General features: G+C 60.4%; 9 protein-coding genes. 5 read left to right on the top strand and 4 right to left on the bottom strand.

Annotated features, from left to right (window positions below):
• Positions 1–43 precede the first annotated feature (43 nt).
• A complete protein-coding gene (locus DES53_RS17945) occupies positions 44–1210 on the top strand; it encodes an efflux RND transporter periplasmic adaptor subunit (RefSeq protein ID WP_170157198.1) in 1167 nt (388 codons plus the stop codon).
• A 15-nt stretch (positions 1211–1225) separates the two neighbouring features.
• Positions 1226–4384, top strand: a complete 3159-nt coding sequence (locus DES53_RS17940) for an efflux RND transporter permease subunit (protein ID WP_113959664.1) — start codon at positions 1226–1228, stop codon at positions 4382–4384.
• Positions 4385–4423: 39 nt separating this feature from the next.
• On the opposite strand, the gene DES53_RS17935 is transcribed toward DES53_RS17940, so the two are convergent.
• Both DES53_RS17935 and DES53_RS17930 read right to left on the bottom strand, forming a co-directional pair.
• Positions 4424–5020 (bottom strand): DUF4291 domain-containing protein, encoded by a 597-nt coding sequence (locus DES53_RS17935; RefSeq protein ID WP_113959663.1) that lies wholly within the window; start codon positions 5018–5020, stop codon positions 4424–4426.
• A gap of 129 nt (positions 5021–5149) precedes the next feature.
• The gene (locus DES53_RS17930; RefSeq protein ID WP_113959662.1) at positions 5150–6163 is read right to left on the bottom strand and encodes a hypothetical protein; all 1014 of its coding nucleotides are present in this window, start codon (positions 6161–6163) and stop codon (positions 5150–5152) included.
• A gap of 178 nt (positions 6164–6341) precedes the next feature.
• Here DES53_RS17930 and DES53_RS17925 point away from each other — a divergent pair, with 178 nt between their 5' ends.
• Together DES53_RS17925 and DES53_RS17920 are read left to right on the top strand one after the other, a co-directional pair.
• Complete coding sequence (locus tag DES53_RS17925; protein ID WP_113959661.1) at positions 6342–9689, top strand: PSD1 and planctomycete cytochrome C domain-containing protein; 3348 nt, start codon at positions 6342–6344, stop codon at positions 9687–9689.
• 13 nt (positions 9690–9702) lie between these two features.
• Complete coding sequence (locus DES53_RS17920) at positions 9703–11163, top strand: DUF1501 domain-containing protein (protein ID WP_113959660.1); 1461 nt, start codon at positions 9703–9705, stop codon at positions 11161–11163.
• A 184-nt stretch (positions 11164–11347) separates the two neighbouring features.
• Here DES53_RS17920 and DES53_RS17915 read toward each other — a convergent pair whose 3' ends face one another.
• Complete coding sequence (locus DES53_RS17915) at positions 11348–11941, bottom strand: pyridoxamine 5'-phosphate oxidase family protein (protein ID WP_245958199.1); 594 nt, start codon at positions 11939–11941, stop codon at positions 11348–11350.
• Between the two features lie 118 nt (positions 11942–12059).
• Here DES53_RS17915 and DES53_RS17910 point away from each other — a divergent pair, with 118 nt between their 5' ends.
• Positions 12060–12947: a LysR family transcriptional regulator gene (locus DES53_RS17910; protein WP_113959819.1), complete on the top strand. Its 888-nt coding sequence runs from the start codon at positions 12060–12062 to the stop codon at positions 12945–12947.
• Between the two features lie 41 nt (positions 12948–12988).
• On the opposite strand, the gene DES53_RS17905 is transcribed toward DES53_RS17910, so the two are convergent.
• Positions 12989–13642 carry an SGNH/GDSL hydrolase family protein gene (locus DES53_RS17905; protein WP_113959658.1) on the bottom strand — a complete coding sequence of 218 codons (654 nt, stop codon included), beginning with the start codon at positions 13640–13642 and terminating at the stop codon, positions 12989–12991.
• Positions 13643–13810 lie beyond the last annotated feature (168 nt).

Genomic DNA, 13810 nt, shown 5'->3' with positions numbered 1-13810 from the left:
ACAGGGTATGTGCGTACGTTTTGGTCCCCCCAACCCCTTCCTGATGACACGATTCCCCAAACTCCTCGCGCTCGCAGGGGTGGCCGGTTTGCTCGCCTCTTGCGAGAAGCCAGCCCCTCCGGCATCCGCCCAGACAATTCCCAATGTCACCGTGGCTGTGCCGGTGCAGAAAAGACTCAAGGAATGGGATGAATATGTGGGACGCCTCGCTTCACCCCAGACGGTGCAGCTGCGCGCGCGCGTCTCCGGCTATCTGGACAAAGTCCACGCCAAGGACGGCGCCCAAGTGAAGGCAGGCGATGTCCTCTACACCATCGATCCCCGTTCCTACCGTGCCACCGTGGAGCGTGCCGAGGCGGAACTGGAGAGGGCCCGTACGCGGCAGGAGCTGGCTGCCAGTGAGGCGAGACGCGCTGAGGGGCTCGTGGCTGCAAAGGCAATCTCTGCGGAAGACTTCGAGCAGCGCGTGAACACCCGCCGGGGCGCCGATGCTGAGGTGCGTGCTGCGGCTGCGGCTGTGGAGCTGGCGAAGATTGATCTGGCTCACACCGAAGTACGTGCGCCCATCGCCGGTCGCATCAGTGATGCCCGTGTGCGTGAGGGGAACCTCGTCATAGGTGACGACTCGAACAACTCGACCCTGCTCACCACCATCGTGGCCGTGGACCCCATCTACTGTTACATTGAGGTGGATGAGCGTTCCTCGCTGAAATACCGTGAGCTCTACAAGCAGGGCAAGCGGGCCAGCGCGCTCTTCGGCGAAGTGGAGGCGGAGATGGCGCTCGCGAATGAAGAAGGCTTCCCGCACCGGGGGGTGGTTGACTTCGTGGACAACGAAATCTCCCCGGACACGGGCACCATCCGGTCTCGCTGCGTGTTTCCGAACAAGGACTCACTGATGTCCCCAGGGTACTTCGCTCGTGTGCGTGTACCTGGCAGTGGGGAATACGATGCTTTGCTGGTACGCGACAGCTCCATCGGGAGCGATCAGGGAAGGCCTTTCGTGTTTGTGGTGGATGCGGAGAATGTGGCGCACTACCGCACCATCGAAACCGGCGCGCTGGAGGATGGTCTGCGGATTGTCCGGAACGGTTTGAAGCCCGGGGAGAAAATCGTGATCAACGGCCTCATGGCCGTGCGCAACAGTGGCAAGGTGAATCCCCAGGAGTCGCCCATGCCATGGCCCTTGGAAGGAACTGCCGCGAAGTAACGGACTGCGCCGATCATGAATCTCCCCCGCTTCTTTGTCGACCGTCCCATCTTCGCCGCGGTACTGAGCATCATCATCACCCTGTTGGGTGGTCTTGCGTACTTCGCGTTGCCGGTATCGCAGTATCCAGAGGTGGCTCCGCCCACCGTGGTGGTGGCCGCCACCTATCCCGGCGCCAATGCGCAGACCCTGGCTGAGACTGTGGCTGCCCCACTTGAGCAGGAAATCAACGGGGTGGAGAACATGCTCTACCTCTCCTCCTCCAGCACGAGTGACGGCAGGCTGCAGATCACCATCACCTTCAAACTGGGCACGAACCTGGATCAGGCCCAGGTGCTGGTGCAGAACCGGGTGAATGCGGCCCTGCCACGTCTGCCTGAGGATGTGCGCCGGCTCGGCGTGACCGCGCAGAAGCGCTCGCCGGATCTCACCATGTCCGTGCAGTTCTACTCGCCGGATGAATCGCGCGACACCTTCTACCTGGCGAACTACGTCGCGTTGCAAGTGCAGAACCGTATCGCGAGGCTCCCCGGTGTGGCGGAGGCTTCGACGCTCGGTGGCCTGGACTTCAACATGCGTCTGTGGCTGGACCCGGCCAAGCTCGCCGCGCGCAATCTCACCGCAGGCGACCTCGTGCGTGCGGTACGTGAGCAGAACGTGCAGGTGGCGGCGGGCCAGCTCGGCCAGCAGCCCGCGCCTGCCGGCACGGAGTTCCAGTACACGCTGACGACACGTGGCCGCTTGCTCACTGCAGATGAGTTCGGCGACATCGTGCTGCGCACCGGAGACAATGGTGACGTGATTCGCGTGAGGGACGTGGCACGGGTGGAACTGGGCGCACGTGACTACTCGGTGAAAAGTTATATGGACGGGAAGAACGCCATCTCCCTCCGTGTGTTCCAGCTTCCAGGTAGCAATGCATTGTCCACGGCAGATGCGGTGTATGCCGAGATGAAGAAGATCAAGGAGCGCTTCCCGCCGGGTGTGGACTACCGCATCAACTATGACCCGACGAAGTTCGTGCGGGACTCCATGAAGTCCGTGCTGCACACGCTCCTGGAGGCGGTGCTGCTGGTGGTGCTGGTGGTGATTGTGTTCCTGCAGAACTGGCGCGCCAGTATCATTCCGCTGCTTGCGGTCCCGGTGTCACTCATCGGCACACTGGCCGTGATGCTGGTCTTCGGCTTCTCGCTGAACAACCTCTCGCTCTTCGGACTGGTGCTGGCCATCGGCATCGTGGTGGATGACGCCATCGTGGTGGTGGAGAATGTGGAGCGCTATCTGGCCAAGGGATTCCATGCCCGTGAGGCCACCCTGCGGGCCATGAAGGAAGTGACCGGCCCGGTCGTTGCTGTGGCGCTGGTACTCTGTGCGGTGTTCGTGCCCACGGCATTCCTTGGTGGCATCACCGGCCAGTTCTACCAGCAGTTCGCGCTGACCATTGCCGTATCCACGGTGATCTCCGCGCTGAATTCGCTCACCCTTTCTCCCGCGCTCTGTGCGCTGCTCCTGAAGCATGAGGAGCTCGATGCAAATGGAAAGCCACCGCGGAAAAACTGGTTTTTCCGCGGCTTCAACTATGTCTTCGACAAGCTTTCCGTCTTCTACGGCGGCGCCGTGGCACGGATCATCCGCATGGCGTTCATCATGCTGTTCCTCTACGGGGGACTGATCTACTCCGCGGGATGGCTCTTCAAAAAAGTGCCCACGGGGTTCATTCCCGTGCAGGACATGGGCTACTTCCTCGTGGTTATCCAGCTTCCCGATGGAGCTTCCTTTGACCGCACCGATGCGGTGACGAAACGAATCGACGCCATCGCACGGGAAATTCCCGGTGTAGACCATACCTTCGCCATTGTGGGCTACTCCTCTGTGCTCCAGGCCAACCAGTCGAACGTGGGTGCGGCCTTCATCATTCCCAAGCCCTTCGCCGAGCGAGACGCATCCCAGCACGTGAATGCCCTGATGGCGGAGCTGAAGAAGCGCACCGCAGGCATCCAGGAGGCGCGCGTGCTGATTCTGCCGCCACCACCGCTGCGTGGTCTGGGGAATGCCGGGGGCTTCAAGCTGCAAGTGCAGGACCTCGACAATGCCGGTTTCACGGCTCTCCAGGGCGCGACTCAGAAGCTGGTGGATGCCATCAGCAAGGAGCCGGGCTTCACCTCCATCATCACCGGCTTCCGCTCGAATGCACCCCAGTACTATGTGGACATCGATCGCCAGGCGGCGAAGAACATGGGGGTCTCTCTCAATGATCTGAATGAGACGTTGCAGGTCTACTTGGGGTCCATGTATGTGAATGACTTCAACCTCTTCGGCCGCACGTGGCAGGTTACCGCCCAGGCGGAGCCGCAATACCGTGTGAAGCCCGAAGATGTCACAGCCCTGAAGACGAGAAACCGTGATGGAAACCTCGTGCCTCTAGGAGCGATGGTGAAGGTGACCAAGATTGGCGGCGTCGACCGCGTGCAGCGCTACAACATGTTCACCAGTTCCGACATCAACGGGAACACCGGGCTAGAGGTGAGTTCCGGTGAGATGATTGAGACGGTGAGCCGCCTTGCCAAAGAAAACCTGCCATCCGGATTCGACTTCGAATGGACGGACCTGACGTACCAGCAGATCCTCGCGGGGAACACGATCGTATTCGTCTTCCCGCTGTGCGTGCTCTTCGTCTTCCTGGTGCTCTCTGCCCAGTATGAGAGCTGGCTGCTGCCGCTTGCAGTGATCCTCATCGTGCCCATGTGTCTGCTCAGTGCCATCGGCGGCGTATGGCTGCGCGGGCAGGACAACAACCTCTTCACCCAGATCGGTCTGGTGGTGTTGATTGGTCTGGCGGCGAAGAATGCGATCCTCATCGTGGAGTTTGCGCGACAGAGACAGGATGCCGGCGAGGATCGGTTCAAGGCAGCGGTGGAAGCCTGCCGTCTGCGTTTGCGTCCGATTCTGATGACCAGCTTCGCCTTCATCCTCGGCGTGCTCCCGCTTGTGCTGGCACGTGGTGCCGGTGCGGAGATGCGCCAGGCGCTCGGTACCGCGGTATTCTACGGGATGATCGGGGTGACGTTCTTCGGCCTGATCTTCACACCGGTGTTCTACGTGATCATCGCGAAGTTCATGAAGCGCCGCAATGCGCACGCGGACGCGCATGAGATTGCCGGGGAGATTTCGTGAGCTGGCGACGGGCTTCACCAGTCCGTCAGGCTCTTCTGATCACGAGTGGATCAGCAGCCGTCTTGCGATGGCTGCTGGTGGCGTATAGACTCGCTCGACTGGCAGATGGCGCTTTGCTTCATCTGCCTTTCCGCTGCGCAGCAAGGTGTGAATCTTCGCGACACGTGGGGTGAAGTCCTCGATTTTTTGAATCCAGTCGTCGACGAACTCCCGAATGACATGACGGCTGATGCCCACCTGGATGCTGTACCAGTTGAGTGAAGCCCCACGAAGGTTGCGCTCCGGATCCCACTGCACGTGAACTTCGGAGTTTTGGAATCGCTCATCCCAGTCGGTCTTGGACTTGAACACAGAAGGCTCGTACACGGTGAGGACGGCCTTGCTCAGAGCCTCTTCCCACCCGCTGCGAGATATCGTGACTGCAAGGGTCCGCTCCTGACCGTTTTTACTCCCCCAGTTGCTACGGTGCATGAGCCAGAGAAATGATGGTTTGATCCAGGTCATCCGCTCCATGGAGAATGGCGGTACGAATGTCTGAGCTTTCAATGCCGCATCCGCGATGGCCGGGGAATAGGCCTGGTACATCACGATGTTGTCGCGATCATACGTGGCACGGATTTCATGGGGTGCTGGCATGGTGGTGCGGAATAAGGTCCGTTCTCTGGAGAATGGACTGACTGCCCCAATCGTCACTCTGAAGGGGGAAAGCAAAAGAGCAAGAGTCCGACGGCCTTGCGGATGTAGGTCGCAGGCTGGGCTCGATTGTCAGTGATCGACACGCGGGCTCCTGACGACCTGCCGCTTCTTGTCGAGGTCGGTGCCAGTGAAGGAAGTCAGGCCCCCGTCAAAGACGAGGGTTGCCGTGAGGTCCCGAAACTTGGGGCTGATGACGGTCACCGTGACTTCCCTTGGGCCGGTCGCCTGCCACACGGCGGAAATGCCTTGCTGGTTCCAGTCGCCCAGCTCGAAGTGTCCGTCCTTGCGCAGTTTCATCACGCGGTCCTTTTTTCCGTGCCAGAGCCACCGGGTGCCGCCCAAGTTCTGGGCCAGCAAGGCTCCGTCATCCACGCGTGGGCTCACGGCGATGATGCGATTCTTGTCGAGATCCGTGCCTGTGAAGAGGCTGAGATTCTCGGTGAAAATGAGCGTGGCCGTCAGGTTCTTGAATTTCGCGCTGGTGACCGTGACGGTGACCTCGCGTTCCCCGGAGGCTTGCCAGACGGCACTGATCCCCTGTTGAGCCCAGTCTGCGAGTTGGAAGTTCCCATCCTTGCGGAATTCGAGCACCCTGTCCTTTTTCCCGTGCCAGTACCATTGGGTGCCGCCAAGCAATTTGGTGAGTGCGGGGTGTCCGCCTCCCGGTCCCGGACTGACAGCTATGCGAGGGCTGGGTGCGATGGCTCGCTTCTGGTCCAAATCCTTGCCGGTGAACGAGTTCAGGGAGGTGTCGAAGTCGAGGGTGGCGGTCAGGTTCCTGAACTTTTGACTGACCACGGTCACCGTCACCTGCTTTGGTCCGGTGGCTTTCCAGATGGCGGAGATGCCCTGCTGCTTCCAGTCCTCGAGGTCAAAAGTGCCGTCCTTGCGGAGTTCCAGAACGCGGTCCTCCCGCCCGTGCCAGAACCACCTGGTCCCGCCCAAATCCCTCGCGAGGATTTCGGTGTCATTTCCGGTGCCCGTGGCGGCCGCTACCTGATGCAAGAAGCCTGTGGCGAGTGTGAAACCCGTCACGAGACTGAGGCCTGCCCAAAGTCGTACACAAGTAGGGGGCGCACGCATGAGACCATAATTCACAATCGAAGAAAAACTGCAAGTCTGGGATGTGGGGCCTTCCGGCTCAAATCACTGGGCAAATTGGTTTCGGGCGAACGACTCACCGTTGAAAAATCAGGCCCATAAAGCACGTTTATTGCTTCCGTGGTGTTGATTGAAAACCCAGCCGCGGACGACTTCAAAAATGGCCTTCTCCTTGACCTTCCGGTTGATGCTGACAGGCGGCGTCACGGCCGCCTGCACTGCGTCTTTGTACTCAGCATCCACGAAGCCTGAAGCCGAACCGGTCTTCACAGCGGAGCAGATCACCTTCTTCGAGAAGAACGTGCGCCCGGTGCTGGCGGAGAATTGCTACTCCTGCCACGAAGGACACAAGGCCAAGAGCGGCCTCATGCTCAACTCACGCGCGGGGGTCATGCGCGGCACAGACTACAAGAAGGTCATCATCCCCGGCGACCCTGAGAACAGCGTGCTCATCAAGGCCATCCGCCACGCGGCGGGTGCGGAGCCCATGCCCGCGAAGAAGCCCCAACTCGCGGCGAATCAGATCGAAGCACTCGTGCAGTGGGTGAAGATGGGAGCTCCCTGGCCGAAGGAAGCGGCGGGTGATCATCAGCATGCCTCTTGGGAGGACCACTGGGCCTTCCAGAAGGTCGCGAAGCCGGCCGTCCCGGTGGTCGCCAATCCCAAGCTGAAACCCGCCAACCCGCTGGATGCGTTTGTGGCTGCGAAGCTGGAGAAGGCTGGTCTTGATTTTGCTCCTCAGACCGATCGTGCCATCCTCGGTCGTCGCCTCTACGTGACGCTTACTGGTCTGCCGCCTTCGTTTGAAGAACTGCAGGCATTTGTGAAAGATCCGTCGCCCGATGCGCCGGCGAAGCTCATTGATGACCTTCTCAACTCGCCGCACTATGGCGAGCGCTGGGGCCGCTACTGGCTGGACGTGGCGCGCTACTCCGACACGGAAGGTTATCAGGTCGGTGGCAAGGACTACCGCTTCCCCTACGCCTTCACCTATCGTGACTGGGTGGTGGATTCCTTGAATGCGGACATGCCGTATGATGAGTTCCTGAAGCACCAGATTGCTGCGGATCGCATCGCCGGAGCGGACGCGGGTTCCAAGAATCTCGCTGCCCTCGGGTTCCTGACGGTAGGTGACACTTTCATCTCCAACAAGGACCTGCAGACAGACGACCGCATCGACGTGCTCACGCGTGGCACGCTTGGCCTTACTGTCACGTGCGCGCGTTGCCACGATCACAAGTTCGACCCGATTCCCACGAAGGATTACTATGCGATCTACGGTGTCTTCTCCAGCAGCGAGATCCCGGAGGAATTCCCTGTGATCGGCAAGGCTTCCAGTGAAGTGGAATATGCCGCCTATCGTGGTGAGGTATCGAAGGTGGAGGAGAAGATGACCGTCTTCCGCAAGGAGGTTTTCGATGACATGCGCAAGGCAGATCGCATGCGTGAGTATCTGGCCTTTGCCCAGCAGGCGGTGAAGGAGGACATCAATGGTGAGGCATTCCGCGGCAAGGCAGGTCAGCTCAAGCTGCGTGACCGCGTGGCCTCGCGCTGGCGTGAATTTGTGAAGCGTCACACAGCAACCTCCAAGCCGCACCCGGTGATGATGGCGTGGAAGGAGTTCTCGACGCTGCCGAAGGAAGGCTTTGAGCAGGCTTCCGCAGGGGTGAAGGACAAGCTTACCAAGGAAGGCAGCGCCACGAATGCGGTGATTCGCAACGAACTTGCCAAGCGGCCGGCGCCGAAGTCGATGGACGAGGTGCTGGGCTTGTATGCCGATGTGTTTGTGACCTGCCTTACGGGCAAGGAACCGGACAATGCGGACTGGCAGGCGGTACGCAGCGTGTTGCTGGAGCCGCAGTCCCCCATGGCTGTGCCGGTGGATCAGGTGGATCAGTTCTTCACCCGGAAGGACACGGAGACGATGACCCGCTTCCGCAATGAGATTAAGAAGATCGAGCTGAGTTCCCCCGGAGCGCCTCCTCGCGCGATGGTGATGAATGACAAGGAGAAGCCCAATGACGTGCGCATCTTCATCCGTGGCAACCAGGGTCGCCCCGGAGAGGTGGCGCCGCGTGGGTTCCTGACCTTCCTTGGAGGACAGAAGTTCAGCAAGGGGAGTGGCCGTGAAGAACTGGCGAATGCCATTGCCAGCCGCGACAATCCGCTGACGGCCCGCGTCATGGTGAATCGCGTGTGGTTGCAGCATTTTGGCTCGCCGCTTGTGAGCCAGACCAGCGACTTCGGCGTGCAGACGCCTGCGCCGGTGCAGCTGGATCTGTTGAACTGGCTTTCCGCCAGTTTCATGGAGCAGGGCTGGAGTCTGAAGAACCTGCACCGCGTGATTCTGAACTCGCGCACCTGGCAGCAGAGCGCTGTTTCCACTCCTGACAAGGACCTGAAGGATGCGGATAACACGCTTCTAAGCCGCCAGAGCCGCCAGCGCCTGGACTACGAATCCATGCGAGACGCGATGATCGATGTCACTGGAACGCTCAATCCGGCGAAGATGGGTGGACGTCCCGTGGCACTGAATGCTGCCGATGTGAACTCCCGTCGCAGCCTGTACCTCATCGTGGACCGCTACAATCAGGCGACGGTGCCGGCGATGTTCGACTTCGCGAATCCGGACACGCACAGCCCACAGCGCTACAACACGACCGTGCCGCAGCAGGCGCTCTTCCTCATGAACTCGCCCTTCATGCGGGATCAGTCTGGCAAGCTCGCCGCGAAGCTGCCGCAGGAGGGTAGCACCATCGACTCGCAAACCATCACCGCACTGTATCGCAAGGTCCTCCAGCGTGAGCCGAAGCTGGAGGAGGTGGAGCTGGCCCAGCGCTTCGTGAACGATGCGATGGATCTGCAGGACAAGCCACCCTTCCTCTGGAAGTATGGTGCCGGCAAACCGCAGCGCGATGCCAGCGGGAAGATCACCGGCTACGAGTTCATTCCCTTTGCCACGTACAACGGCACCAAGAGCCGGAAGTGGTGGAGCATGAGCAAGGACATGCCGGATAAGCAGTGGAGCTACACGCAATGGGCGGAAGGCGGCGGCCACCCCGGTAGCCAGCACGCGACCGTGCTCCGCTGGACCTCGCCTTTCGATGGCACCATCCGCATCTCTGGCAGACTGGATCGCGACAACCCGAACGGCAATGGCATCCGTGGCCTCATCATTTCCAACAAGCAGGGCATCCTGGTCAATGATCTGATCGCTCCCAAGTCAGAAAAGAACATGGAAGTTGCCAGCCTTGCAGTGACCCGCGGCGAGGTCATCGACTTCGTGGTCGACTCTGAAAACGGCGACACGAACAGCGACAGCTTCGACTGGCGCCCGGCGATCTACGGCGTGGATGAGGTGAATGGAAAGACCACGTTGCTCACCAAGTCTGACGAAGACTTCAACGATGCCAGCCATTGGCCCATCAAGCGTCCGCGCCCGCAGAACCCTCTTTCCCAGCTCGTCCAAGTTTTGCTGATGAGCAATGAGTTCCAGTTCGTAGACTAAGATAGAATCCCCCATGTCCCATCACGCCCCCAATCTTGAACATCATTTCCTGACCCGCCGCGGATTGCTCTCACGCATCGGCATGGGGTTTGGATCCATGGCGCTGGGCAAGCTCATGCATGAGACTGGTGCCCAGGCCGCGCCGTCCACGGTACAAGATCCGTTTGGTGTGCGTGTTCCGCATTTCGCACCGAAAGCGAAGCGCGTGGTGCATCTCTTCATGAATGGTGGTCCCTCCCATGTGGACACCTTCGACCCGAAGCCGATGCTCACAAAGATGGACGGCAAGACGCTGCCGAACACTCTCAAGACGGAGCGTCCCACGGGAGCAGGTTTCAAGTCACCCTTCACCTTCCAGAAGTATGGGAAGTGCGGTCTTGAGGTCAGCGAGCTCTTTGCAAACACCGCGCAGCATGCTGATGACATGTGCGTCATCCGCTCCATGCACGCGGATGTGCCCAATCACGAGCCGTCGCTCGGCCTGCTGAACTGCGGCGAAAGCCGCCTCAACCGCCCGAGCATGGGCTCGTGGATCACCTACGGCCTGGGTTCAGAAAATCAGAACCTGCCAGGCTACATTGTGATGTGCCCTAATGGCATGCCAGTGCGCCGCTCAAAGAACTGGCAGGCTGCGTTCCTTCCCAGCGTGTATCAAGGCACGTATGTGGACTCGGAAAATCTCGAGGTGGATAAACTCGTGGAGTTCGTGCGCAACACGTCGCTCGACCTGAAGCAGCAGCGTCGCCAGCTCGACCTGCTTCTTGAGTTGAACCAGCGTCACATGATCGAGCGCCAGCGCGACGGTCAACTGGATGCCCGCATCCAGAGCTACGAGCTTGGCTATCGCATGCAGATGGAGGCCAGCGACGCCTTCGACATCATGAAGGAGCCGGAGTCGGTGCGCCAGATGTACGGCATCTTTGGCAAGGGCCGCGAAGCCTTCGCGCGCCAGTGTCTCATCACGCGCCGTCTGCTGGAGCGTGGGGTGCGTTTCCTCCAGCTCTGGACGGGTGAAGGCCAGCCGTGGGATAACCACGATGAGATCCTCGATCACAAGCGCCTTGCGGAACAGACAGACCGCCCGATTGCAGCACTGATGACCGACCTCAAGCAGCGTGGTCTTTTCGATGAAACTCTGATCATCTGGGGTGGAGAATTCGGCCGTACGCCATCCGTTGAGCTGCCGACTCCGGGATCCAATGCCGGCAAGCAGCGTGGTCGCGACCACAACCACTGGGGCTTCACCACCTGGATGGCCGGTGGCGGCGTGAAGGGCGGCACCATCTATGGCGCCACGGATGAGTTCGGCTTCCAGGCCGTCGAGAAGCCGATGCATGTTCGCGACCTGCACGCCACGATTCTGCATCTGCTTGGGTTCGACCATGAGCGCTTCACCTACCGCTACGCGGGCCTCGACTACCGTCTCACAGGCGTGGAAGACGGTCCGAAGGTGATCAAGGACCTGATCGCGTAAGGCGTGTGATGCCTTCGTGGCGTCTAGAGTTATTTGAGTTGGGTGCTGCGAGTAGCAGCACTCAACCGCGACCAACGGTCGCAGCCACAGCCTGAGTCCTGCGTCACGGGAGCAACGCCCTGGCAGCCACTGTGGCTGCGACCGTTGGTCGCGGTGTGGCACATCTTCCCTCAGCCACGCGGGTTCATGATGAAGTGCGTTGCTTGAGCTGTACTTCCAACTCGGCGATGCGCGCTTTGAGTGGCGCCACTGTCTTTGCCACTTCATCAGCGGTGTAGCGCGGCGTGATGAATTTGGGACAATTCCAGTCGTAGGATAGCACCTTGATGACAAAGATCCGCTCCACCTTGGAGGCATGACCACCGGGCGGTTTGATCTTCTCTACCAAGTCCGGATGCTCCCTCGCGTCCAGCGCCTTGGCATGTCCAAGGATCTTCAACCGTGAGCGTGACGGGTAGTCCATCAGGAACAGATTCACGCGGTCATTCACGGCGAGGCTTCCCACGCTGATCATCTGCCGGTTGCCTCCGTGGTCCGCGAACATGAGTTCGTTGGGACCGGTGACGCGTAGGAATCCCTTGGTCCCGCCGCGATGTTGGAGGTAGGGCCAGCCATTCTCGGTGATGGTAGCCATGTAGAAGGAGTCCCGGCTCTGGATGAAATCCACTTCAGCTTCAGTGAAGGCATCACTCTCCGGCTCGGTATCAAACGTGGGGTAGGTGCGTCCGTAGTAGTGGCGCTCCGCCTCCAGGACAGCGGGCGTGAGCACGGTATGCATGAAACGGTCGGCCATATTTACTTTGGGGTTGTATGTGCCCAAAGTGCATCCGGCAGAGAGGGATGGGTAATGCCGGTTCGTCGTTGCCGGTATGCTGAAAATGCATAACCATGGGGACATGATCGACCGTATCCGCGCGCTGCTCATGGTGATTGAGGAAGGCAGCGTGAACCGCGCTGCATTACGGCTGCGCATCACCCAGCCTGCCCTGAGCCGCCAGATGAAGGCGCTGGAAAACGAGGTGGGCGGGAGGTTGCTGGAGCGGGAGGCGAGCGGTGTGTCTCCCACGGCACTTGGCCACGCCGTGGTGAAGTCCATGCGTCCCGTGGTGAAGGCATATGATGCGGCGCTGGCAAACCTGCGCCGGGAGGCGCGGGGGGAGCGATCGGAGCTGCGGGTGGGTTACCTCATTTCTGCGGCGCAATCCGTGCTCACGCCCGCGCTGTCACGGCTGCGCAAAACACACCCTGACCTGAAGCTGAAATTGCATGACACTTCTCCACGTGAGCAGATCGATGGTCTGCGAGCGGGCGAGCTTGATGTCGCGCTCATCGGCCAGGAGGGGGCGGTCGCGGCAGGGGACTTTCATCATGCCAGGCTTCGCTCCTTCGGTGTCTGCGTCGCCATGGCCGACAGGGATCCTCTCGCGCAGCGGAAGGCTGTATCGCTCAGAGAGTTGAAGGGCCGTGACTTCATAGGCGTGGACGAGGAGCAGATGCCGGGGCGGAATCGCTGGATGTCGGAGGTGTGCAAGGCCGCAGGTTTCAAAGCCCGCTTTCTCGTTACCGTGGATGGCATCACCAACGTGCTCTCGCAGGTGGCTTCAGAATCCGCCGTGACCCTCCTGCCGGATTACTTCCTCAAGTCCCAGCATCCGGGCGTGACCTTCGTACCCGTCACGGATGAGCGGGCGCGGTGGGACTTCATCGTTCTCTGGCAGCGCGGTCGTGCCCCCGCTTCGACACGGGCGCTGGTGGACGCTCTTAACGAGGTGACGGCTGGCTGAAGGTCCACTGGTCGCCCAGCGACATTGACAGTACCGCCCTTTCAGCCCAGGACACGTCTCACGGCCGACGCCATCGCGAGCCCAATGCTCGTGTGCTGATCCGCTTCGAAGTGAAGTCCATCCCAATCGCTGGCCTTCGCGTGTGGCTGGATGTTCAGAAACGCACAACCATGCTGCTGGGCGATGGCTTCGTACAGCACGGGGAATCGCCGGGTCTTCTCCATGGCGTCGACAAACTTCTCGGCGATATCCGGCACGCGTGAAAAGTCGCCAACGAGTGCTGGGCTGACGAGCAGAATGCGTGGCGCGCCTGCCTTCGGTCCGCTTTCGCTCTGCTTGATCAGCTTCACGAGTTGTCCGGCTCCCGCGGCGATTTCGCTTGGGGGGAGGTTGTACATCACCTTGAGATCGTTGGTCCCGAGCATGAGCACCACAAGGTCGATGGGTTTGTGAGATTCCAGGCAGGCGGGTAGATAGGCGCGTCCGTTGCGATGCTGGATGACCGGATCATCGAGTACGGTCGTGCGGCCATTCATGCCCTCCTCAATGACGCGATGCCCCTCCCCTAGTTCACGGGCGAGCACCCCGGTCCACCGCACATCGTGGGGATGGCGGATGGCGTAGGGAGTGCCGGCAGAGGCAACGGGATCATAGCCCCACGTGTTTGAGTCGCCGTAGCAAAGAATCGTCTTCATCAATCAGTCGCGTCAGCACTACGCAAGGCAGGGGCCGAAGCAATGTGAATCTTTGCGGGAGGGACCCGGGACTGCTGGGCCAGGAACACTGAGGCCGGATAGAATGCCCCCTTTCAGACGGTTATTCCTCCCTCAGAGTGCACGGCTCACGTACATCTCTAATCCTTC

Origin of the sequence: Roseimicrobium gellanilyticum (assembly GCF_003315205.1) — a bacterium.
Taxonomy (GTDB): Bacteria; Verrucomicrobiota; Verrucomicrobiia; order Verrucomicrobiales; family Verrucomicrobiaceae; genus Roseimicrobium; species Roseimicrobium gellanilyticum.
Note: the sequence above shows the minus strand (reverse complement) of the source record. Positions and strands in the feature narration are given on the sequence as shown.